This window comes from Bartonella bovis 91-4 (genome assembly GCF_000384965.1).
GTDB lineage: Bacteria > Pseudomonadota > Alphaproteobacteria > Rhizobiales > Rhizobiaceae > Bartonella > Bartonella bovis.
Genome location: NZ_CM001844.1, coordinates 1,319,888 through 1,342,090, shown reverse-complemented (window position 1 = coordinate 1,342,090; position 22,203 = coordinate 1,319,888). Strand labels below are relative to the sequence as shown.

Sequence of the window (22,203 nt, the reverse complement as noted above, 5' to 3'; positions counted from 1 at the left end):
GTGACTTTGTATTATTACTTTGGTGTTTTAGAGTTTATACTAATTTGGTGTTGAATGTTTTTAAAAAAAGTCATTAATGTTCATTTTTAATGGATTTTTTGACTGTTGATAAAACGAATTAAAGCAGCAACGCTTTCATATAATTCAGGTGGAATAACTTGGTCGACTTCAACTTGTTTGTACAATGTGCGTGCTAACTCTACATTTTCAATAACAGGGATGTCATTTTCGACAGCAATTTCACGAATCTGTAAAGCTAAAATATCTTGTCCTTTTGCAACCACAACTGGTGCATAATCAAGGGGTGGTTTATAGCGCAAAGCAACAGAGAAATGGGTTGGATTGGCTACAATTAAGGTTGCAGTAGGAACATTGGCAATCATTCGCCGACGAATACGGTCGCGTGTTAAGGAACGCATCCGTGCTTTGATCATAGGGTTTCCTTCAAGGCTTTTATGCTCTTCTTTAATTTCTTGTTTGCTCATACGTAATTTTTGGTACCAGTGAAAACGTGACCATGCTAAGTCAAATCCTGCAATAGCAGCAACGGCCACAATAAAAGAAAGCGACAAGCCTACAAGTTTTTTACGAATATATTCGGGCAAAGCTGATGCATCTGTTAATAATGTATTGATGAAAATTGTATTGTTTTTGAAAAACATAATATAAACAATTATGCTCACACCAATCAGCTTGGTTAATGATTTTAAAAATTCCACCAATCCTGCTTTACTGAAAATGCGTTCAAATCCATTGCTGAGTGAAACGCGTGACCATTTTGGTTGAATACGCTCCATAATAATACGTGGTATATTTTGTATAACTGATGCACTTATACCGATCAGGGGTATAATAATTAAAATAGGTGCTAAGGCTAAGCCTACATTGCCACCTACCAAATAAATCAAATGTTTAATATCTTCTGCAGTGTTAATGCGCCAAGACTCTGGGCGTTCAAGCCATTGAAGCAAGAAATGCGAAAGCTGTGATATAGCTGGAAAAGCGATAAAAATAGAAATTACGCTAAAGCTTAAAAGAGAAGAAAAAATAGGCAGTTCACGAGAAAAGGGAAGATTTCCTTTTTCTTCTGCTTTATGAATTTTGTGTTCTGTTGGTTCTTCTGTTTGGCTCTCTTTATCGGGCTTTTCATCTGACATATTGATTTAAGCGCGCCTTTTAAGACGTTCCTTCTTCACCTAAGAGATTAATTGTTCCTTGTTCTGATAATTTGATTGCTGTTTGGGCAATATTACGGCGTGCATTTATAATTTTCTCTTGTTTGATGGAGTCATTACCTGAAGAAAGTTCTGCTTCCACTATACGACGTGTGCGTTGTGAAAGAGAATTTAAAATAAGGTCTTTCATCTGATTATCTGCACCGTGCAAAGCTGTAATAACGGTATCAGCTGTAATTTTATCAAAAAGCAGTAATCGTGCTCGTTCTGTCAAACGTGGAATATCTTCGAAAACAAAAAGCTTTGCTTTGATTTTTTCCAGATCTTCTGGACTTAAATCATTGAGATTTGCAAGCATCTCGTCAACATCTGCTTTATCAAGCTCATTAAGGATGATAGCCACTTGGCCATGATGAGCTTTTTCTCCTACATTATTATCTTGTGAGAAAATAGGACGCAGCGCTTCATCAAGTACTGCGTCTATTTCTGATGAAACTGGGCGTAAATGCAATCTTCTACGAGTAAGGTCAGCGCGAACAATCATAGATTGTGCCATTAAAATTTTTGCTGCAATTTCAGAAGGAAGACGCGAAACAATGTAGCTAACTACTTGTGGATGTTCTTGTGCAAAATGCATTTGCAGAACATCAATATTTAATTTTGCAATAATTTCCCAAAGGCTTTCGCGAGGGGGAGCTGGTGCTTTCGAAGGGTCAAGGACTAAAGCGGCTTCTTCTTCTGATAATGTTTCTTGTACCAGATTATCGAAACGTGAACCAGCTTCAGAAAAAGAAGCTCCTTCAGCAAAGGCATCCTCAAATTGACGAACCAGAACTTCAAAATCAGCAAGAGAAATGTTGGGCAAAGTATGAGCTTGCCCACTTAGACGGCGCAAATCATCTGGAGTGAAATGTTTTAAAAGACGCGCAGCAGCAGGTTTCCCGAGAGCAACAAGGAGTGCTGCAGCTTTTTGTTGCCCAGAAAGTGTATCAATGAGTGTAGAATACACATGTGTATCAGGTAACGTATTTTCCAATTCGTCTTCCGATACAACATTTATTACTTCTGTTGTTTTTTCTTTTGTTGCTTGCGTCATATTTGTTTTTCACATTTTGCAAGTTGATTTATTTACTCATGACTTCGGTAAGGCTAACCCCAAAACGGGAAGGGTCGTCTTCTAGGACAATAACCTCACCACGCGCAATGATACGGCCATTGACGACAATATCAATAGGATCTCCAATTTGCTTGTCAAGCGTAATCACTGAGCCGCGGCCTAAATCCATTAGATTTGCTACTGGCATGGTGGTTGAGCCTAAAACAATTTGAACCTCAACTGGGATACTCATAATGAGTTCTGGATTACTGTGCACTCCATTTGTATTTTTTTGTGCATTTGTAGCACCCATGCTTCCAACGGTATTTCCTGCTGATGTAAAAGCAGGGCCACTGCTTGATGTTGCACTAGCGGCACCAGCCCCTGGTTGGTGTGCACTTGTTCCAACATTACTTGGCATCCCAGGGTTTGCCCCTGTAGGACGAGGTGGTGTTGCAGGGCGAGGTGGTGTTGTTGGATTAACTCCTTTACCCCCTCCAGGAGGATTTATATCATTTGTCATTCTGTCACCGTATTCTTTGTTTTTTGACCTTATACTCTTTCGTGTATAAAGGTTTTAAGGTTTTCTATTTTTTAAAATTATATTTTATTATTTAGAGAATTTTAATGTATTTTACGCTGTACAAAAACCGGAAAGTTTTTAGGAACAATTGGTGGTTGTCGATGCATATGTTGTGCACTAGATTTCATTGTAGGCCTAGGAGCTTTAGCAGTTAAAGTTGTACGAAAATGGTCAAGATCACTTTGTAGTTGATTGCGGATATTTTCCATATGAGCTACCGAGCGATCAATGTTGCGCCGAATCCGTGTTGATTCAATAATACGTGCATCCATTTTGCGGTTTTCATCGCGAAACTCTTGATGTTCTTCACGCAATATTGAAAGCGCTCGATCAAGGCAAACAGTTCCGGTTTGAACTTGTTTAGCCAATTCCCGACCCATATGGATTGTTGTTGTCAATTTTCGTGTGGTTATAATAAAAATACTTAACGATATCAGTGCTAGAAGCGCACTTGCTATATTAACTATGAACCAGCTCATCAATCATTTCCTTTTCTTCATCAATAGGGTCAGTGACCCGGATGGAAAAATTTTTCCCCTTTTTACCAAGGGAGCATTTATAAAGAGATTTCTTGCCACTGCGTAATTTTATCTGTTTAACACTATTGGCAGGAAGGGGCAGAACTTGCCCTATTTGAAGCTTTGATAATTCATTTAAAGTCATTGATCCTTGTTGGATAAAAGCTTCAATACATACGTGCGTTCGGCTTACTTCTTGTTTTAAACGTTTAGCCCAAAGCGGATCTGTGTGTTTTGCAGGTGTACGCAAAGCTCGGGTAACGGCTTCTTGAATAGGGCGGTGGCAACTGCGTGGCATTAAGATATTTACGGTTGCTTCTATTTCATTACATTTAACCCCAAGATTGCAAGAAAACATCTGTGATTGATGAAAGGTTTCTAAATTAAATTCTTGCGCTTTGAGTGTTTGCTTGAAAAGTAAAAGAGATCCATCTCCTGTACCAAATATGCCGTCCATTGTATTAGCCAGCAATTTTCCAAAATATTCACTTATTTTGTATTCTGTTGGACTGAAGGGGCGCCCATTACGGTTTATAATCTTTGGCTCTGCTGCACCAAAAAACGCTTCTGTTATAAGATCAACCAAGGCTGTATCTAGAACAAAGATAACATCGTCTCCCCACAGATTGGAACTAAAATAAATCAATAATGTATCTGCTGCTATCGCTTGAGCAAGCTTATCAGCTTTGAGTGTATCAAGCGATTGTACATCGATAGCAAATTCTAAGGATGTATAATGACCCAACTGTGCACAAAGATTGCTTGCTGCATCACGAAACACATATTGAAATGACATAAGGTCATCACTTGACAGACCAGCAGCACGCAAGATGTGTTGGGCCAACACATCTTGTTTTTTCTCTTCATTGATGTTGTGTTCAGTCTGCTCAGTCATGTTCAAGCGGCCTCTTTTTCAGCACCTGAACCAACGATTGTGTGTTGCTCTACAACATCAATTGTTGGGCGATCTTTTGCTGAAATGGTTTTGCGTCCATATTCTAATGCGATTTGTGGTATTGCACCGTTCATATAAGCCAACAGTGTTTGTTTCACAACAATATATATGCGTGTTTTTTTATGGCGCACTGTTTTGATTTTTGTGGCAACAGGGCCAAAAACACTATACGAAAAGAAAATACCGGCAAATGTTCCAACAAGAGCTGCTCCAATCAAATGCCCTAACACTTCTGGTGGTTCACTAATAGCCCCCATGGCTTTAATCACACCCAAAACAGCTGCAACAATACCAAGAGCTGGTAGGGCATCGGCCATATTTTGGAGAGCTTGAGAAGATTTTTCAGAATCTTTTGAAATTGTATGAATTTCTTCATCCATTAAGGCTTCAATCTCAAAAGGGCGAGCGTTTCCCATAATGATAAGACGACAATAGTCACAAATAAAGTTGGTTAAAGAATCATCTTTTAAAACTAAAGGATATTGCTGAAAGAGTAAAGATTCCTTAGGATTGTCAACATGACCTTCCATTTCAGAGCGTGATTTTGAGCGCATTTCCCGCATAAGAACATAGAGCAAACCTAAGGTTGCTAAAAAATCTTTTTGTTTAGGAACAGCATCTGTTATTGCTTCCAATGTTGCTTTCATTGTATCTTTAATTACGTTAAAAGGAGTAGAGATGATGAAAGTACCAATAGCTGAACCCAAAATAATAACAAATTCCCATGGTTGCACCAAAACATTAAGATGCCCACCCATGGCCATATAGCCGCCAATTATGCATCCTAAAGTGAGTACTAATCCTATGATGACACCCAATACCGTGCCCTCCTATTTTTATAATTTAAGCGAAAGATAAATATTTATGCTTGCGCAAAGCTTACCAATTTTTCATGGTGAATTGTTTGTAATTTTATGTCATGCTGTAAAAAAGTGTTAAAATGCGCAAGAATTTATGAAAAAACTTTAAATATATTAACAAAGCTAAATTAAAAATACTATTGTAATAAAATTTTGTTACAATAAAAAGCAGTTTTATCATCAGTTTCAGACAAGTTTTATATTTTAAAAAATCTGTCTAAAGAGAGGTTTGCTATGATTAGCACATATATGAGTTATAGAAGTACAATCGATAATATGAAACAGACGTCTAGTCAGCTTTTTAATGAACCTCAGGTTAAGCGAGAAACAGATTATTATGTAAGCCATATTATAGGTATAAGGTCAGTTGATGATTTTTTGGCAGACGATCGAATCTATAACTATGCTATGAAAGCTTACGGCTTAGAAGATATGATTTATGCAAAAGGTATGATGCGTAAAGTACTTTCAGACCCTAATTATGCTTCGCAATTAACAGATAAGCGTTATCAGCAATTTGCAGCAGCTTTTAATTTTAGTGTTTATGGTGAAGAAGCCACTCAACAAGAGAGTGCAAAAACAGGCACTGTGAATAAATATATGCAGCAAACTTTAGAAGTAAAAGTTGGTGAAGAAAATGAAGGAACGCGTTTGGCTTTGTATTTTACCCGTACTATTGGGGAAATGACTAGAAACGGTCTTCTTTCAGAAAAAAATTGGGCTTATCAAATTCTTGGTGATAAAGCTTTGTCGGCTGTGGTTTTTACGGCTCTGGATATTCCAGAAAGTGTGCTTTCATCAAAAATTGAAGCGCAAAAATCATTGTTAGAATCACGCATGTCACTTGAAGATTTAGAAGATCCAAGGAAATTAGAGCAGTTTATTGCGCGTTTTTCTGCTATGTATGACGCAAAAAATCGAACAGACATAAACCCTGCTCTCACACTTTTACAAGATTCAAATTTAGGGAGCGGATTAGCGTTTTCCCATGAAACAATGGTAGCTTTACAATCCTTTAAACGGGGTGGCGTCTAAAAGGTATCATTCATAGTGTAAGAAAAAAGAGGCAGATTTATGCAAAATCCGATTTATGTGGGAGTGTCGGGTCAAATCAGTTTGGCGCGCCGGATGGAAACAATTGCGCAAAACATGGCAAATGTTAATACACCAGGTTTTCGTTCTGGTGGTATGAAGTTTGACACATTGGTATCTCCCGTTGCACGTGAACAAAGGGATCAGGTCTTTTTTACGAGCGCTGGTAAGGGATATATTTCAACAGATCGAGGTGCTTTGGTGAAAACCGGTAATGCTCTTGATGTTGCTGTAGGGGGTGATTCATATTTTTCTATACAAGCCTCTTTTGGGCCAGTTTATACCCGCGATGGTCGAATGATTATGACACCAGAGGGTGGTTTGGTTTCGGTGACAGGACTGTCTTTTTTAGATGATGGGGGTGCGCCAATCCAGCTTAATCCTGCAGGGGGTACTCCTCGTGTTGCGGCAGACGGGAGCATTTATCAAAAGGATGTTTTGGTTGGAAAAATTGGCCTGTTTCAATTTCAGAAAGGGACTCAATTGCGTTATGGTCCCAATTCTTCTGTTATTCCTGATAGACCTGCTATGCAGTCAGAGGGGGGTGGTGGTGATAAAGTTATACAAGGTTATATTGAGAGTTCTAATGTGAATGGTGTTGCCGAGATGACGCGCCTTATCGAAGTAAGCCGTGCTTTTGAAAGGGTTGAAGCAATGTTGCGTCAGCAGGAAGAAATGCGTTCTAAATCTATTCAAATTCTTGGTGGAAAATCTTAAAGTGGTTGACCACACAAGTCTTTTATAAAGAGTGTATTGTACAATGCAAAAAAGCAAAAATGATCCTGCATCAACGGTTGCTTTAACAGATACTACGCCAGTGGTTTCTTCAGATACAAAGACTTTTCCTCTTACAGATGCAGATCTTGTGAATGCAGAGTTTACAGATGGAGAGGGTGCTGCTTCCTCTGCTAAAGGGGTGCAGACGGATACTTCACCTACAGCTTTGAGCCGATTGCTTTCTTTTGTAACACGTAAAAATGATCATTCCTCTCATTTGGTTACCCAAGGGGGCGTTATAAGCGATGTGGCGCGTGGTACATTGGTTGCACGGGGCTTATCACAGTCTGTGTTGCTCGGGGATACAGTGTGTATTGATTGTGATGGGCAGGCAGTACGAGGTGAAATTATTCGTGTTAATGAAGAAAATGTTTTAATTAAGCCTTATGATGAAACCGTTGTTCCTGTTCTTATGGCTTCTGTTTTTCCACAAGGTCCGCTTTTTGTAGCGCCAGATCGTTCTTGGTGTGGTCGTGTTGTTAATGCTTTGGGGGAGGCTATCGATGGTAAAGGGGCACTTCTTTCTGGTCCACGCAATATAGCGGTTGAGGGTGACGTGCCGCCAGCACTTAAACGTGCACGTGTAAAGAAGGGGTTACGTACAGGCGTTAAAGTGATTGATATTTTCACGCCTCTTTGTTTTGGTCAGCGTATTGGAATTTTTGCTGGTTCTGGGGTTGGAAAATCCACTCTTTTGTCAATGATGATGCAAGCTGATCATTTTGATACAGTTGTTTTAGCTCTCACAGGTGAGCGTGGCCGTGAAGTGCGTGATATGCTTGATGATACATTGCACAGCAAATTAGACAAGGTTGTTGGGGTGATTGCGACAGGTGATGAAAGCCCCATGATGCGGTGTTTAGCTCCAATCATGGCAACAACAATTGCTGAATATTTTTCTTCTTTAGGTGACAATGTTTTACTGGTGGTTGATTCTATCACGCGTTATGCATTAGCGATGCGCGAAATTGCCATTTCTGCTCATGAGCCGCCTGTTTCACGTGGATTTCCTCCCCGTATTTTTAGTGAGTTGCCACGTTTATTAGAACGAGCAGGCCCAGGTAGAGAAGGCAAAGGATCTATTACGGGTGTTTACGCAGTTTTGGTTGATGGCGATGATCATAATGACCCTATTTCTGATGCAATTCGCGGGATTTTAGATGGCCATATTGTGCTTGATCGTGCTATTGCTGCACAGGGAAGATTTCCTGCTGTTGATATTCCGGCTTCTATTTCGCGTTTGGCACCTCATAGCTGGACAGATGAACAGCGCATATTGGTTCAAAATTTGAAGGAAATGATTTTTAGATATGAAGAAACACGTGATTTACGTGCAATGGGCGCTTATCGTGCGGGGGCAGATCATATCCTTGATCAGGCAATCTTTTTAGTGCCATCTATTTATGCTGCTATGAAACAAGGCCCTGATATGCCGCTTGTTAATGACCCTTATGATGAATTGGCAAAACTGTTGAAAAGTCAATAATTGTTTATAAGAAACAAAATCAAAAAGTATTTGTTTTCAAAGAGGTTATTTTGTTTGTAGATAGCAATACTTTATATCTATAAAGGAAGAGATGGTTTTAGTTTATGAGACTAAAGAGCTAATTTTCAAATAAGAGTCACTGTCTTGATTTTATGACTTATAAAAGGAAAGGTTTATATAAAATTTATACATTATATAATTTATTTTTTAGCTTATTTTTTAAAAAGAATAAATATAAGTCGATATTTTTGCTTTATTTTAAAAAACATACAGACAAGGCTCGCACAAGATTATTTTCTTATTACTTCTCCCAAGAGTTAAAGGTTATAGATTATGGATTCAGTCAATCTTTTTGATATTGCCAATAAACAAGCAGATTGGTTAACTGTGCGCCAGAAGGCGATCGCTAGTAATGTGGCTAATGCTAATACACCAGGGTACAAAGCTCGTGATGTTCAAGATTTTCCGACTGTTTTGCAAAATCAAAAGATTTCTATGGCTGTTACCAATGTTCGTCATATAGATTTGACTGACAATGGTATGGAAGCCCAAGCTATTCGCTCTGAAAATGTGATGGAAATTACGCATTCTGGGAATAATGTTGATTTAGAAGAAGAAATGCGTAAAGGCGGGGAGATTAATCGTGAGATGTCTCTCAATACTGCCATTGTTAAAGCTTTTCATCGTATGATGATGGTGACAGTTAAAGGAGGATCGTAATTATGGCTGATAGACTAATCGCGGCAGAGCAAGTTGCTACAACAGGTTTAAGTGCACAGTCAATGCGTTTGCGTATTATCGCTGAAAATTTAGCCAATGCCAATTCAACAGGAAAATTTCCAGGTGCGGCGCCTTATCGACGCAAGACTGTCAGTTTTGAAGCTGCTCTTAACCCTTATAGTGACACACAGGGCGTACAAGTAACACGTATTGGTAATGATAAAGCGCCTTTTATTATGCGTTATGAACCAGGGCATTTGGCTGCTGATAGTAATGGCTATGTGAAATATCCCAATGTCAATTCTATTGTAGAAATGGCAGATATGCGTGAAGCAAATCGCTCTTATGAAGCGAATTTACAAGTTGTCCGCCAGGTACGCGATTTGGTTTCACAGACAATTGATTTACTGAAATGATAAAGCCATGAATTTCTTTATCAGCGAATTTTATATTTGAATTTTTGTAGGAGCGTTAAAAAATGATCCAAGCCCTCACTTCTATGATGTCTCATAGTTCTTTTGATTCATTAAACCAAATAAGTGGGCAGATGAATAGTGCTGCTGTGCAACATTTACCCGTCGGTGCGGCTGAAGAAGGTAGCAGTGTCAGTTTTAGTAAAATTTTGTCTGAAATTGTGGGAGCAGCTGAAATGAAATTGCAAAATGCAGAAAGTCTTTCTATTGGTGGCCTGTCTGGCAGTGATGTTGGTGTGCGTGAAGTTGTAAATTCTGTAATGGCAGCTGAGCGGTCTTTAAGTACGGCTATTGCTTTACGTGATAAGATGGTGCAAGCATATCTTGAAGTAAGCCGGATGCAAATTTAGATAGGCTAAAGAAAGTTTAAAAGAATATAGGAAAAAAACATGGTCATGAGATCACTTTCAATTGCTGCAACAGGTATGGCTGCTCAGCAAACAAACCTTGATGTTATTGCTAATAATTTAGCGAATATTAACACAACCGGTTTTAAACGTGCGCGTGCAGAATTTGCCGATTTAATGTATGTAGCAGATCGTGCAGTTGGTGTTCCCAATATGCTCAATCAAGCCATTGTACCTGAGGGTGCGATGATTGGAATGGGGGTGCGCACTGCAGCAGTTCGTAAGGTCAATATGCAAGGGGCCTTTGTTCAAACTGGCAATGCATTGGATTTAGCTATTAACGGAAATGGCTGGTTTGAAGTGCAAGATCCTAATGGCAATGTTTTTTACACACGTTCTGGTTCTTTTAATTTAAGTGAAACAGGGCAGATTGAAACATTGGATGGCAATTTAGTGCAACCTGTTATTACGATTCCTGTGGGAAGTAAGAATATAACAGTAAGCCCTGATGGGATTGTTTATTATCAAACTGATATGGATCCTGATCCTGTGGAAGCTGGCCGCCTTAATTTGGTTAACTTTGTCAACGCAGTTGGTTTGGAAGCAGTAGGGGATAATCTTTTCCGTGAGACACCTGCTTCTGGTGCACCGGTACCAGGTTTTCCAAAGGATGAAGGATATGGCAGCATTATGCAGGCAATGCTTGAATCTTCTAATGTTGATCCTGTAAAAGAAATCACAGAACTAATCGCAGCGCAGCGTTCTTATGAAATGAATTCTAAAGTAATTCAGGCGTCAGATGAAATGGCAGCGGTTGTTTCTAAGAATTTAAGGTAAATGCTATGAAAAGGCTTTTGCTTTTACTTACAGCTTTTTTGTTATCATGCTTTTCATCGGCAGTAGTTTATGCTGATAGGGTCAGTTTTCTCGTTCCTAATAAGTCCGTTTATGCTGGACAGCGTGTGAGTGATGTAGGTTTAAGTGAAAAAAGTTTTTTTATAAAATCTGAAGCTGCTTCTTTGTATGCTACACAGATGAATCAGCTTCTTAATAAGGTTGCAAAACGCACTTTAACAGCTGGTCGCCCCATTTCACTTGCTTCTTTGGGAGATCCAGTTTTAGTTGAGCGTGGTCAAACAACCAAGTTAATTTTTCAAACAAATAATTTGCAGATTACTGCTTTGGGTGTGGTTTTACAGTCAGGATCTTCAGGCGATGTTATTCGAGTTCGTAATGCTGATTCAGGCCGTATCGTGATAGGCACTGTTTTACAAAATGGTGACGTGAGAGTAGGTTTTTAATGGTTGAGCGTTCTCTTTCTCGTTTCTTTTTTGCTTCTTTTATAGTTTTTTTTTCAGTCTTTATCCCAGCGTTTGCGGATGAAGGGGGCAAAAATGTAGAGCAGTATACCTTTCCGGCGGCATCTGATGCTTCTTGGTTAGGATCTGGTGGTGATCCTGCTAAAATGTATTACGCAGATTTGGTTCGTCCAAGTGCGGTCGCACGCTTGAAAGATATTGCAGAAATTCAAGGTGTGCGCTCTAATCAATTGGTAGGTTATGGTTTGGTGATTGGTTTGAATGGTACAGGTGATTCTTTGCGAAATTCACCTTTTACAGAGCAAGCTATGCGAGCCATGCTTGATAATTTGGGAATGAGTCCTCCTCCTGGTGCATCGCGTGCCAATAATATTGCTGCTGTCATTGTTACGGCTGAGATGGTTCCTTTTGCTACTCCAGGATCACGCATTGATGTGACGGTTTCTGCGTTGGGAGATGCAACGTCTTTGCAAGGTGGAACATTGGTGATGACGCCACTTCTTGGGGCAGATGGTAAAACTTATGCAGTAGCGCAAGGCAATATGGTTATTTCTGGTTTTGGTGCTCAAGGAGTAGCAGAAAGTGTAACGCAAGGTGTTCCAACATCAGGTCGTATTCCTAATGGTGCGTTGGTGGAGCAGAAAATTGAGGGCAATTTCAACCAGAGTAACGAGGTTATTTTGGAATTGCGCAACTCTGATTTTTCAACAGCTGTTCGCGTGTCAGATTTAATTAATATTTTTGCCAATAAGCGTTATAAGCATAATGTTGCTAAAGAACGTGATGCGAAGACTGTTGTTTTGAATAAACCGCGTAATATTTCAATGGCGCGCTTTATTGCTGAAATTGAAATGCTTCCTGTTCCTACAGATGAAGTGGCACGTGTGGTTGTTGATGAGCGTACAGGAACTGTTGTCATTGGTGAAAAAGTGCGTGTTTCACGTGTGGCGATTTCACATGGTAGTTTAACGGTTCGTGTAACAGAAGAGCCAGAAGTTTCGCAGCCAAACCCTTTTAGTGATGGTGATACGGTTGTTGTGCCTAGAACATCTGTTGATGTTGATCAGCCAGTATCCAATATTGGTATTTTAGATGGAGTAGATTTGGATAATCTCATTAAAGGGCTTAATCAGATCGGTGTCAAACCAACAGCCATTATAGCAGTTTTGCAGGCCATTAAAACTGCAGGTGCTCTTCATGCGGAGCTTGTTGTTCAATGATAAAATTACAATTTTATTCTTCTTGGTTTTATGTGGCGATGCTCATTGTGTGTGGAATGGGTAAAGGTTATGCGCAAGGCGCGCTTGATTTAAGCCCCACACCAAAGTTTATTTTTGCTTCTGTTGTCAATCCAACACAAAAATCGGCGTCAGCTCCTTCATCCACAAAGAAGGTTAAATCTGCACAAAACAGGTTGAATCAGGTAAAAGAATCTACAACAACACCTACAAAAGCATCTGCAACAACGTCTGCAGAGATACTTACAGATAATACTCCAGAGACAAAGGCTTCATCTGTTTTATCGACACAGAGTATGTCTAAGAAAGAGACAGAAGAGGTAGAACGTTTTTGTGACAATATTGGTAGCCAGGCTGCAGATGCGCGTTTTCAATTGCAACGTCAACAATTGGAACAATTACGCGATCAAATTAATGAGCGTGTGAAAATTCTAGAAGAAAAACGGCGTGAGTATGAAGTTTGGCTTGAAAAACGCAATGAATTTTTGGCTCTGGCAGAGGATTCTTTGGTTGAGATTATTTCAAAAATGCGTCCCGATGCAGCTGCTGCTCAATTAGCTTTGATGAGTGATCTTGTGGCAGCTTCACTTGTGCTTAAGCTTAGTCCTAAAATATCAAGTGCTATTATGAATGAGTTGCCTCCTGAAAAATCAGCTGAATTGACGCAAATACTTGTGAGTGCACAACAAGCGTCGGCAAAAAAGAAACAAACACAACAAGTGGTTGATACAAAGTAATAATTGAGAGTGAAAAAAATGAAACACGATCATAGATATTCTTTGCACTTTTTTTTAAAGGCTGGCATAATCTTGATGTTAGTGCCATTGGCTGCTTGCTCTTATAATCCGAAGGATTTTAATTCGGCACCAGATTTTTCTCCCGTGCGTGCGGATTTAGGCTTTGCACCTTCACGCGCGGCTCATTTTTATCCGCCGGCTCCCAAGGAAAGCAAATATTCGCTTTATCGTCCTAATGTCGTCAACAACTTTTATCGTGATCCACGGGCAATGAAGCCTGGTGATGTGTTAACTGTGCAAATATTTATTAATGACCGTGCCAGTTTCAACAATAAAAGTGACTTAAAGCGTGATTCAAGTTCTAAATATACTGTTGGAACAGAGTATTCATTTTTAGAAAAGCTTGCAGGTGGTGTTGAAGCATCATCATCAAATCAATCTAAAGGTGATGGTAAAGTAGAGCGACAAGAAAATATTCGCCTTTCAATTGCTGCTGTTGTAACGGATGTTTTGCCAAATGGTAATTTGGTTATTAGTGGTTCGCAGGAGGTGCGGGTTAATTATGAAATGCGTATTCTTAATATCGCAGGGGTGGTTCGTCCACGTGATATTTCTGGCAATAATATGATTGATTATGACAAAATTGCTGAAGCACGCATTTCATATGGAGGGCGTGGACGTATGAGTGAAATACAACAACCTCCTTACGGTCAACAGTTACTCAATCAAATTGCACCTTTTTAATTCAATTATATTATAAGGGTCTTTTAAAATTTGAGATTTGTTTAATAATAATCGCAGGCAATAAACGAAATAATTTTACTTCATTATTTGCGTATAATAAGGGGTTCTTATGGCAGAAGCGCTGATAGAAGAAGAAAAAACAGAAAAAAAAGACAATGGTGTGAAAACATTATTGATTGTTGGGGTTGTTTTGACAGTTGTTGCTGCAGCTTCTGGGTGGCTTCTTGGTATATGGGTGAGTAAAGAAGTAACACAAAGTTCCAATGATTTTAAAGAACCGGTGACAAAAACTTCAGCAAGTTTAATTATGTCCGATTCACATATGATTATTTTGCCTCCTATTTTGACTAATATGGCGGTATCGGAGAAAACTTGGATTCGAATGGAAGTTGCTTTAGTTGTTAAACCTGGTGAAAATATTTCACCGGATATGGTAGCCGATATATCGAATGATTTTTTATTGTTTTTACATCAAATGACAATTGAACAGGTAAAAGGACCATCGGGTTTAATGAATTTACGTGCTGATCTTTTTGATCGTGCTAAAATTCGTTCTGACGATAAAATAAGCAATATTTTGATTTCGAGTATGGTAATAGAACAATGAAAAAATTTGTCGGTTTTGTATTCATGATGCTTTTGTTGGTAACAACAGATGCTACAGACGTGTTTGCACAACAAACAAATTTGGCAAGCACTGGTGGTCTTTCGGGGCTCTTAGCACCGACTGACGGCAAAATTAGTGGGCGGATTGTTCAGCTTTTTGGCTTGTTAACCGTTTTGTCAGTGGCGCCTGGTTTGTTAATTATGGTGACAAGTTTCACTCGTTTTGTTATTGCCTTTTCACTTTTGCGTTCAGGTTTAGGGTTGCAAACAACACCTTCCAATCTCGTGATGATATCATTGGCTTTATTTATGACCTTTTATGTGATGGCGCCAACATTTAATACTGCTTGGGAGCAGGGTGTCCAGCCGTTAATAAAAAATGAAATCAGTGAACAGAAAGCGATAGAAAAAATTAGTCAACCTTTTCGTGAATTTATGATATCGCAGGTTCGTGAAAAAGACCTTGATTTGTTTGTGGATCTTTCTGATCCTTCTTTTAATGTTAAAACAGGGGCTGATATCGATTTTCGTGTCTTAGTTCCTGCTTTTATGATTTCTGAGTTACGCCGTGGATTTGAAATTGGCTTTCTTATTGTTTTACCTTTTTTGGTAATAGATCTTGTTGTAGCAACATTGACCATGTCTATGGGAATGATGATGCTTCCACCAACAGTTATTTCTTTACCATTTAAAATTTTATTTTTCGTTTTAATCGACGGCTGGAATCTGCTTGTTGGAAGTTTAATAAGGTCTTTTTAATATAGTTAATATAACCATTAACTATATTAGATATATATTTATATTTTAAGTATAAAAATACTTTACAAAGTATTTTATTATTATAATATAAATATATACTTTAATTTATATTGCTAATAGATATTTATTGTTTTGATGCAAGCTTGGGGGAGAGCCCCTAGCATATCCATATCCCATTTATTTTGTCTTTGAGAGCTATAATTATGGCTGTAAACTTATTTACAAACCAATCAGCAATTGTTGCGTTGCAAACATCACAACAAACACCGCAATCAATTGATAATTATTTAGACAGAGCGTTCAATCAGCACAAAATAGATTTAAAGCTTCGCAATACATCAGATCATACTGCTTATGAATCAATTTCATCAATGATGAAATATGGCAGTGCTACAATAGCTTCAGTTGTTGATGCTATTAAGCAGAGCAAGGAGCAGGTTGAAGTTGCAAAAGCTGTGGTTGATCTTACCAAAGATTCGTTAAATACAATTGAAAAGTTGGTGATTTCTGCATACACAAATAGTTCTGAAGATCTTTCAAAGATTCAAGATCGTATTGCGGAACATGTAAAAGATCTCTCCTATGCTATTGAAGAGGCTTTTGTTAGTGCAAGGAGTATTATTGCTAATGGTGGAATGAAAGCCAAAGTTCCTTCTTTTTATAGGCGTGAAGGTCTAACTGTCTATGTTGATAGCATTGAAACTGGTGGTCCAGAATTGAACTTTGGCATTTTTAATATTGATGGTACAATCGATATGTCTAAGGGCATTTTGAAGAATATTTTTAATACAGACACAACAACAAATTTTGATGCGGCCAAAGTGGCGTTTGATACGGCACAAAAAACCTTTCAAAAATTAAAAGATGCTTTTATTCAAACAAAAAATCATTACACTGCTGATTCTTCGTGGGCTAATAAAATAACATATAATGATGCTCAAAAAGCTGTTGGGGACAATGCAAAAAATAGTGAAATATTAAATAAAGCAAAAGCTGAGTTTAAAATAGTTGCAGATGGTATTTCTTTAGTAGATTTTGTGAAAATGAAGGATGTTGATCAATTATCCCCTGAAATACGGGACATCCTCCTTAAAAGTCTTCAAAATAATATTCAAGATTCAATTGCTTCGACTTTAATTGCAAAAGCTAAAATTAATTCTACAATTGATTTAATTGGTATTCAACCGGAACTTGTTAAAACATTAGCTAGAAATATCGATTCAAATATTAAAGCTTTGATTGACATTAATATGAATGCTCAATCAGCACGTTTATTAGCTTTACAGATACAAAAACAACTTAGTGCTCAAACACTTCCAATTGCTAATCAAAACACTTCCCCTGCCTTAATTCTTTCTCAAAAATAAAAAAGAACTTTTTGAGTAGATCAATTCCTTTTGGTAAAGCATAAAACTCTAGCATCTCCAAAAGACAAAGACATCGTACTAACTTTTTGATTAAAGAAAAATAATATTTTTAAAAACGGTAGCGCAATGTTCCTGAGAAAATAGCTCCAGATATACCAACTTTTTCAAGTTTTTGCTGATAACTAATATCTCCATGGAATGTAATATTTTGAGCAAGCTGTGCATTAACACCTACCCCCCCTTCAACTGCAGGTCCTATAGGATCAAAATAGAACCCCTCCTTTCCAACTTGTACCGTTCCCCCATCGCTAAAAGTACTGATAAGATTGAGTTTACCGTAGAAGGAAAGGGTACGACCGTCTTCAAATTGATTAACATTTTTAACCAAACGCCCTCCCATCCGGACTGACCACTGGTAAGGATTTCCCATATCTACTTTAAATTTATCAACATCTTTAATGGTATTAAACATCAACTGCTGATAAGCAATTTGTGTCTGTGGTTCAAACACCAAGCCTTCAATATTGGTTATCAACTGTTTTCCTAAGGTAGCGGACGCATTCCATGTTTTTGCATCATCCACTCTTGCAGTTTGACCAATAATGGCATTAAAGATATTTCCTCTCAAAAGACCATATGATAAGAGCGTGTTGATGTACACTCCACCATTATGCTGTATGCTGCTATAAACTGTGAAGAGCCACTTATCGAATGTAGTCTTTTTAACATCTGCCATATTTTGCGGTGTGAAAGATAACTTTCCGTACGTACCTAAAAGACCGAAATATGAAGAGATATTTTGGTTTTCCAAAGCAGCCAACGCAACACCTGTTTGTAGTGCAGCATAACCGATATTAGCACCATAACCATATTCAAGAGCAGTGCGGTTAGATGATAAAGTCGCTTTATTTCCATAAGAAGATATGAAAAAGAAAAGTTTGTTATAGCTTTTCATTTCCCATGGCATTGCACGAATACTGGTTAAGAGAGTATTTTGATTTTCAATATCAGTGAACCCTGCAGAGAATAGAGCATTCGGCATCACTAAATAGTTTGCTATTTGCGGCACAAGAGCCTTTACATTTGAGTTGGGGAGGTATTGATTTTGCAGACGAAAATCCCAAAAATTATTATTATTACTTTTATATAATTTTTCTTTCTTACTAGCCGGACCACCGTGCGAGGTTGGTCCATAGGCGCTCAACACATATTTATAAGGTGTATTATTGATTGTAATATACCCATTAGCTAGCTTGAAGGAATTTTCTGTTGCTTCTCCGTCAACTTGGATCAGAGAAACTCCTCGCTCATTTAAAGAAGGAAGATTACCCAAAAGAAGAGAATTGGTTACATCTATAATATCCCCATCGACACTAACATATACTGTTGTCGATCCTGACACATCGCCTTTAATAAATAGACGATCAGCTCTTTGTCCATCAGTATTTAAATAAAGCCTCGCATTACCTTTTGCATTATAGACTGCTTGAGTATCAGGTACTCTTTCTCCCACATACAATGTTTCTCCCACATACAATGTTTGATAATAGTCTTCTGTCGGACTTTCAAAAACAATACTACTATCATTGATATTAAGTACAGAAATACCAGAACGCGACCTTTTAGCAATATTAAGAATTAAACGCTCTTGGAAAGGAGCAAGCATATTATCTTCCACTTTTGTTTCCATTTTACTAGCTCTTAAGATCCATTTGGAACCATTATTGAGAGTTAAAACTATTTTCTGCTGTAAAGGCCCCCCTCTAATTCTATCACTGTACTCCTCTGCATCGATCAATCGCGCTTTTATTTCATCTATATCTTTTTGTTGTAAAATCCTTGTACCACCTTTTAAAATAGAGTGATCTGCTGTTAGTATAAGGATACCACTACTATTTACTTTACGCGCTCTGTTTTTTACTAAAACATCGGCATCAATTTCTGAATTTTTAAGGATTACTGTACCGTTTGTAAAAGGTCCTAAAATACCCATACCACTTCCGACAGAAAGCTTTGTGTTGAAAAACTTTATTATGTTATTATTTGATTTTGATTCACGTGGTTCTTGGTAAGAAAAGAAGACAATACCAGCTCCTCGATTGACAGTTACGATTGAATCTTTAAGACTGATTTTACCATCTGAGGCGAGCAAACCAACGTTACCTGTAGCACGAATGCCTGTAGCATAGATACTTCCACCACTCGTTGCGCTAAGAGCATAAAAGCCTGAAACATCTCCTCCTACTATTGTAACTGTCGCAGAAGAGCCATCAGCATTTACTGCAACCCCCCCCCCTACGTTAACACTCACATTTTCCTTAGAAACTGTAGAGGAACCATTTTTAGTACTAGCTTTAATTGCTCCCTCCGTGTTACTTTGTGCATAGCTTATGTTATAATAAGAACAAAATAAAATCCCACTGATTGTGCATAATAAAAAGCTTTTTTTACGCATCTACATACCCTTAAGTATTATTTTTCTCCAAATCTCTAGAAAAACATTTAGCTTATTATGTATTTTATGTAAAGTATAAAACACAATATATGTTTTATTATTTAAAGATATAAACATTTTTAAAAACGGTAGCGCAATGTTCCTGAGAAAATAGCTCCAGATATACCAACTTTTTCAAGTTTTTGCTGATAACTAATATCTCCATGGAATGTAACATTTTGAACAAGTCGTGCATTAACACCTACCCCCCCTTCAATTGCAGATCCTATAGGATCAAGCTGGAAGCTCTTTTTGCCAGCTTTTATTGTTTTTCTTTCACCAAAAACACCGATAAGATTGAGTTTACCGTAGAAGGAAAGGGTACGACCGTCTTCAAATTGATTAACATTTTTAACCAAACGCCCTCCCATCCGGACTGACCACTGGTAAGGATTTCCCATATCTACTTTAAATTTATCAACATCTTTAATGGTATTAAACATCAACTGCTGATAAGCAATTTGTGTCTGTGGTTCAAACACCAAACCTTCAATATTGGTTATCAACTGTTTTCCTAAGGTAGCGGACGCATTCCATGTTTTTGCATCATCCACTCTTGCAGTTTGACCAATAATGGCATTAGAGATATTTCCTCTCAAAAGACCATATGATAAAAGCGTGTTGATGTACACTCCACCATTATGCTGTATGCTGCTATAAACTGTGAAGAGCCACTTATCGAATGTAGTCTTTTTAACATCTGCCATACTTTGCGGTGTGAAAGATAACTTTCCGTACGTACCTAAAAGACCGAAATATGAAGAGATATTTTGGTTTTCCAATGCAGCCAACGCAACACCTGTTTGTAGTGCAGCATAACCGATATTAGCACCATAACCATATTCAAGAGCAGTGCGGTTAGATGATAAAGTCGCTTTATTTCCATAAGAAGATAAAAAGAAAGAGTTCTTTTTATAGTTTTTCATTTCCCATGGCATTGCACGAATACTGGCTAAGAGAGTATTTTGATTTTCAATATCAGTGAACCCTGCAGAGAATAGAGCATTCGGCATCACTAAATAGTTTGCCATTTGCGGCACAAGAGCTTTTACATTTGAGTTGGGGAGGTATTGATTTTGTAGACGAAAATCCCAAAAAGCATTATTATATGGATTTACACCAGACAATCTTTGGTTAATATCAGCTAAACCATGTCGTGATTTTGGCCCATAAGCATTTAACACGTATTTGTAAGGTAAATCATGAACTGTGGTATAGCCATTTGCTAATTCAAAAGAATTTTCTTCCACTTTTCCGGAAACTTGAATTAAAGAAAGTCCACGTTTGTTCAAAGGAACAGAGGTAACTATGTCTGTAGGATCTCCATAAACATCGACATAAACCGTTGTTGTTCCTGTTACATTACCGAAGATAAGAAGACGATCAGTTGCTTGTTGATCTGCTCTTTTATCATCACTCCATTCAGCATTTAAGTAGAGTTTTACATTACCTCTTGCATTGTAGACTGCTTCACGACCATCTGTTTCTGCTCCCACATACAATGTCTGATAATGACCTTCTGTCGGACTTTCAAAAATAATGCTACTATCATTAATATTAATTACAGAAATGTCAGAATGAGATCTTTTAGCAATATCAAGGATTAAAGATGTTCGAACAGGACCAAGCATATGGTCTCTCTCGCCTGTTTCTGTTTTACTGGCCCTTAAGGTCCACTCGGAACCATTGTTGAGATTAAGAATTATTTTTCGTGTTGAAGTAGAAGAGCTTAAAGATTGGTTATTGTGATGTTGTGTCACACCTGTCGCTCTTTGTTCAAAAACTCTCGTACTACCTTCTTTTTGTGAAAGCCTTGTACCACCTTTTAAGATAGAATTATTTGCTGTTAGTACAAGAGTAGCATTATTGTTGTCTGAATGCACTTTATTTTTTATTAAAACATCGGCATCAATTTCTGAATTTTGAAGAATAACTACACCATCTGCAAAAGGCCCCAAAATACCTACACCACTTTCAACAAACAACTTTGTGTTAGTAAGCGTTACCGCATTGGTATTGTATCCTCCTGGAGGTATTGTTTGTGGTTGAAAGACTATACCGATTCCACGCTTGATAGTTACGGTTGAATCTTTAAGACCGATCTTACCATCTGAGGTTAGTAAACCAACGTGCCCTGCTATTGCACGGATACCCATAGCACTAATACTTCCACCATTCCTTGCACTAAGAGTGTAAAAACCTGAAACATTCCCGTTACTCATTGTAATTGTTAAAGGATAACGATCAGCCTCTATTGCAATTTCTTTGTCATAAACGTTAATATTATCCAGCACCATTGGTTGATTATTAATATCAGCTGAAATTCTCCCTCTAGTATTACTTTGCGCATAGTTTATGTTATAATAAGAACAAAATAAAATCCCACTGATTGTGCATAATAAAAAGCTTTTTTTACGCATCTATATACCCTTAAGTATTCATTCTTTCCCCTTAAAGTCTTTTAAAAAGCGTTTAACTTATTCTGTATTTTATGTAAAGTATAAAAAACACAATATATGTTTTATTATTTAAAGATATAAACATATTTTAAAAACGATAGCACAATGCTCTTAAAAAATATCCGAATAAACCGGCTTTTTGAAACTTTTGTTGATAATTAATATTCCTATAGAGTGTGATATTTTGAACGCACCACTGTGTATTAATTTTGCTCTTTTTTAATGTAGATCTTATAAAAGGTGAAAGGGAACGGCTACTATCAGCTATATTGTTGTATCATTGCCAAGAGTTTTGATAGGGTTGAGTTGACCATAGAGAGAATAGTTGCAACTGTTAATGTTAGGCACTTTTAATCGTTAATCACAACAACATTGTGTATTCATTTTTTTCCAGAAAT

At 37.8% G+C, this 22,203-nt stretch carries 21 protein-coding genes and 1 pseudogene; 14 read left to right on the top strand and 8 right to left on the bottom strand.

Annotated elements, in window-relative coordinates; all coding sequences use genetic code 11:
- Positions 1-86 precede the first annotated feature (86 nt).
- The 6 genes and pseudogenes from flhB to motA all read right to left on the bottom strand — a co-directional run bounded on the left by flhB (position 87) and on the right by motA (position 5,145).
- A complete protein-coding gene (gene flhB, locus BBBE_RS05795; RefSeq protein WP_010701605.1) occupies positions 87-1,157 on the bottom strand; it encodes a flagellar type III secretion system protein FlhB in 1,071 nt (356 codons plus the stop codon).
- Between the two features lie 19 nt (positions 1,158-1,176).
- The gene (locus BBBE_RS05790) at positions 1,177-2,271 is read right to left on the bottom strand and encodes a flagellar motor switch protein FliG (protein ID WP_010701604.1); all 1,095 of its coding nucleotides are present in this window, start codon (positions 2,269-2,271) and stop codon (positions 1,177-1,179) included.
- 28 nt (positions 2,272-2,299) lie between these two features.
- Positions 2,300-2,539 (bottom strand): annotated as a pseudogene (gene fliN / locus BBBE_RS05785) (flagellar motor switch protein FliN); the annotation flags it as partial.
- 356 nt (positions 2,540-2,895) lie between these two features.
- A complete protein-coding gene (locus BBBE_RS05780; protein ID WP_010701602.1) occupies positions 2,896-3,333 on the bottom strand; it encodes a BAB2_0123 family type IV secretion system effector in 438 nt (145 codons plus the stop codon).
- The gene (locus BBBE_RS05775; RefSeq protein WP_010701601.1) at positions 3,314-4,267 is read right to left on the bottom strand and encodes a FliM/FliN family flagellar motor switch protein; all 954 of its coding nucleotides are present in this window, start codon (positions 4,265-4,267) and stop codon (positions 3,314-3,316) included. Before BBBE_RS05775 ends, BBBE_RS05780 begins: the two co-directional genes overlap by 20 nt.
- 2 nt (positions 4,268-4,269) lie before the next feature.
- Complete coding sequence (motA, locus tag BBBE_RS05770; RefSeq protein ID WP_010701600.1) at positions 4,270-5,145, bottom strand: flagellar motor stator protein MotA; 876 nt, start codon at positions 5,143-5,145, stop codon at positions 4,270-4,272.
- Positions 5,146-5,463: 318 nt separating this feature from the next.
- On the opposite strand from motA, the gene BBBE_RS05765 reads away from it, so the two are divergent.
- From BBBE_RS05765 to BBBE_RS05700, 14 genes are all read left to right on the top strand, one after another.
- A complete protein-coding gene (locus BBBE_RS05765) occupies positions 5,464-6,222 on the top strand; it encodes a DUF1217 domain-containing protein (RefSeq protein WP_244428348.1) in 759 nt (252 codons plus the stop codon).
- Between the two features lie 39 nt (positions 6,223-6,261).
- Positions 6,262-6,996, top strand: coding sequence for a flagellar basal-body rod protein FlgF (flgF, locus tag BBBE_RS05760; protein ID WP_010701598.1), 735 nt, complete (start codon positions 6,262-6,264; stop codon positions 6,994-6,996).
- 43 nt (positions 6,997-7,039) lie between these two features.
- On the top strand, positions 7,040-8,542 hold the full coding sequence (locus BBBE_RS05755) for a FliI/YscN family ATPase (protein ID WP_022708725.1): 1,503 nt from the start codon (positions 7,040-7,042) through the stop codon (positions 8,540-8,542).
- Positions 8,543-8,875: 333 nt separating this feature from the next.
- Entirely contained in the window at positions 8,876-9,262 is a 387-nt protein-coding gene (gene flgB, locus BBBE_RS05750) for a flagellar basal body rod protein FlgB (RefSeq protein WP_010701596.1), read from the top strand.
- 2 nt (positions 9,263-9,264) lie between these two features.
- Positions 9,265-9,678, top strand: a complete 414-nt coding sequence (flgC, locus tag BBBE_RS05745; protein ID WP_010701595.1) for a flagellar basal body rod protein FlgC — start codon at positions 9,265-9,267, stop codon at positions 9,676-9,678.
- Between the two features lie 62 nt (positions 9,679-9,740).
- On the top strand, positions 9,741-10,085 hold the full coding sequence (fliE, locus tag BBBE_RS05740; protein WP_010701594.1) for a flagellar hook-basal body complex protein FliE: 345 nt from the start codon (positions 9,741-9,743) through the stop codon (positions 10,083-10,085).
- 45 nt (positions 10,086-10,130) lie between these two features.
- Positions 10,131-10,919 carry a flagellar basal-body rod protein FlgG gene (gene flgG, locus BBBE_RS05735; protein ID WP_035464694.1) on the top strand — a complete coding sequence of 263 codons (789 nt, stop codon included), beginning with the start codon at positions 10,131-10,133 and terminating at the stop codon, positions 10,917-10,919.
- A gap of 5 nt (positions 10,920-10,924) precedes the next feature.
- A complete protein-coding gene (gene flgA / locus BBBE_RS05730) occupies positions 10,925-11,383 on the top strand; it encodes a flagellar basal body P-ring formation chaperone FlgA (RefSeq protein ID WP_010701592.1) in 459 nt (152 codons plus the stop codon).
- A complete protein-coding gene (locus BBBE_RS05725; protein ID WP_010701591.1) occupies positions 11,383-12,621 on the top strand; it encodes a flagellar basal body P-ring protein FlgI in 1,239 nt (412 codons plus the stop codon). Before flgA ends, BBBE_RS05725 begins: the two co-directional genes overlap by 1 nt.
- On the top strand, positions 12,618-13,376 hold the full coding sequence (locus BBBE_RS05720) for a MotE family protein (protein ID WP_022708724.1): 759 nt from the start codon (positions 12,618-12,620) through the stop codon (positions 13,374-13,376). The genes BBBE_RS05725 and BBBE_RS05720 overlap by 4 nt, the downstream gene beginning before the upstream one ends.
- 18 nt (positions 13,377-13,394) lie before the next feature.
- Positions 13,395-14,120, top strand: coding sequence for a flagellar basal body L-ring protein FlgH (flgH, locus tag BBBE_RS05715; protein ID WP_010701589.1), 726 nt, complete (start codon positions 13,395-13,397; stop codon positions 14,118-14,120).
- A gap of 109 nt (positions 14,121-14,229) precedes the next feature.
- On the top strand, positions 14,230-14,727 hold the full coding sequence (locus BBBE_RS05710) for a flagellar basal body-associated FliL family protein (protein WP_010701588.1): 498 nt from the start codon (positions 14,230-14,232) through the stop codon (positions 14,725-14,727).
- Entirely contained in the window at positions 14,724-15,485 is a 762-nt protein-coding gene (fliP, locus tag BBBE_RS05705) for a flagellar type III secretion system pore protein FliP (protein WP_010701587.1), read from the top strand. Before BBBE_RS05710 ends, fliP begins: the two co-directional genes overlap by 4 nt.
- A gap of 203 nt (positions 15,486-15,688) precedes the next feature.
- Entirely contained in the window at positions 15,689-16,852 is a 1,164-nt protein-coding gene (locus tag BBBE_RS05700; RefSeq protein WP_010701586.1) for a flagellin A, read from the top strand.
- Positions 16,853-16,961: 109 nt separating this feature from the next.
- Here BBBE_RS05700 and BBBE_RS05695 read toward each other — a convergent pair whose 3' ends face one another.
- Both BBBE_RS05695 and BBBE_RS05690 read right to left on the bottom strand, forming a co-directional pair.
- Complete coding sequence (locus tag BBBE_RS05695; RefSeq protein WP_010701585.1) at positions 16,962-19,307, bottom strand: autotransporter outer membrane beta-barrel domain-containing protein; 2,346 nt, start codon at positions 19,305-19,307, stop codon at positions 16,962-16,964.
- 119 nt (positions 19,308-19,426) lie between these two features.
- Positions 19,427-21,766: an autotransporter outer membrane beta-barrel domain-containing protein gene (locus BBBE_RS05690; protein WP_010701584.1), complete on the bottom strand. Its 2,340-nt coding sequence runs from the start codon at positions 21,764-21,766 to the stop codon at positions 19,427-19,429.
- Between the last annotated feature and the right edge of the window lie 437 nt (positions 21,767-22,203).

Bases quoted from the DNA above. Each gene is read 5' to 3' on its own strand.
- BBBE_RS05725 (WP_010701591.1), top strand. From the start codon at position 11,383: ATGGTTGAGCGTTCTCTTTCTCGTTTCTTTTTTGCTTCTTTTATAGTT.
- flgF (WP_010701598.1), top strand. From the start codon at position 6,262: ATGCAAAATCCGATTTATGTGGGAGTGTCGGGTCAAATCAGTTTGGCG.
- flgG (WP_035464694.1), top strand. From the start codon at position 10,131: ATGAGATCACTTTCAATTGCTGCAACAGGTATGGCTGCTCAGCAAACA.
- fliP (WP_010701587.1), top strand. From the start codon at position 14,724: ATGAAAAAATTTGTCGGTTTTGTATTCATGATGCTTTTGTTGGTAACA.
- flhB (WP_010701605.1), bottom strand. From the start codon at position 1,157: ATGTCAGATGAAAAGCCCGATAAAGAGAGCCAAACAGAAGAACCAACA.
- BBBE_RS05755 (WP_022708725.1), top strand. From the start codon at position 7,040: ATGCAAAAAAGCAAAAATGATCCTGCATCAACGGTTGCTTTAACAGAT.
- BBBE_RS05695 (WP_010701585.1), bottom strand. From the start codon at position 19,307: ATGCGTAAAAAAAGCTTTTTATTATGCACAATCAGTGGGATTTTATTT.
- flgC (WP_010701595.1), top strand. From the start codon at position 9,265: ATGGCTGATAGACTAATCGCGGCAGAGCAAGTTGCTACAACAGGTTTA.
- BBBE_RS05710 (WP_010701588.1), top strand. From the start codon at position 14,230: ATGGCAGAAGCGCTGATAGAAGAAGAAAAAACAGAAAAAAAAGACAAT.
- flgA (WP_010701592.1), top strand. From the start codon at position 10,925: ATGAAAAGGCTTTTGCTTTTACTTACAGCTTTTTTGTTATCATGCTTT.
- flgB (WP_010701596.1), top strand. From the start codon at position 8,876: ATGGATTCAGTCAATCTTTTTGATATTGCCAATAAACAAGCAGATTGG.
- BBBE_RS05775 (WP_010701601.1), bottom strand. From the start codon at position 4,267: ATGACTGAGCAGACTGAACACAACATCAATGAAGAGAAAAAACAAGAT.
- BBBE_RS05780 (WP_010701602.1), bottom strand. From the start codon at position 3,333: ATGAGCTGGTTCATAGTTAATATAGCAAGTGCGCTTCTAGCACTGATA.
- BBBE_RS05790 (WP_010701604.1), bottom strand. From the start codon at position 2,271: ATGACGCAAGCAACAAAAGAAAAAACAACAGAAGTAATAAATGTTGTA.
- flgH (WP_010701589.1), top strand. From the start codon at position 13,395: ATGAAACACGATCATAGATATTCTTTGCACTTTTTTTTAAAGGCTGGC.
- BBBE_RS05765 (WP_244428348.1), top strand. From the start codon at position 5,464: ATGAAACAGACGTCTAGTCAGCTTTTTAATGAACCTCAGGTTAAGCGA.
- BBBE_RS05700 (WP_010701586.1), top strand. From the start codon at position 15,689: ATGGCTGTAAACTTATTTACAAACCAATCAGCAATTGTTGCGTTGCAA.
- BBBE_RS05690 (WP_010701584.1), bottom strand. From the start codon at position 21,766: ATGCGTAAAAAAAGCTTTTTATTATGCACAATCAGTGGGATTTTATTT.
- fliE (WP_010701594.1), top strand. From the start codon at position 9,741: ATGATCCAAGCCCTCACTTCTATGATGTCTCATAGTTCTTTTGATTCA.
- BBBE_RS05720 (WP_022708724.1), top strand. From the start codon at position 12,618: ATGATAAAATTACAATTTTATTCTTCTTGGTTTTATGTGGCGATGCTC.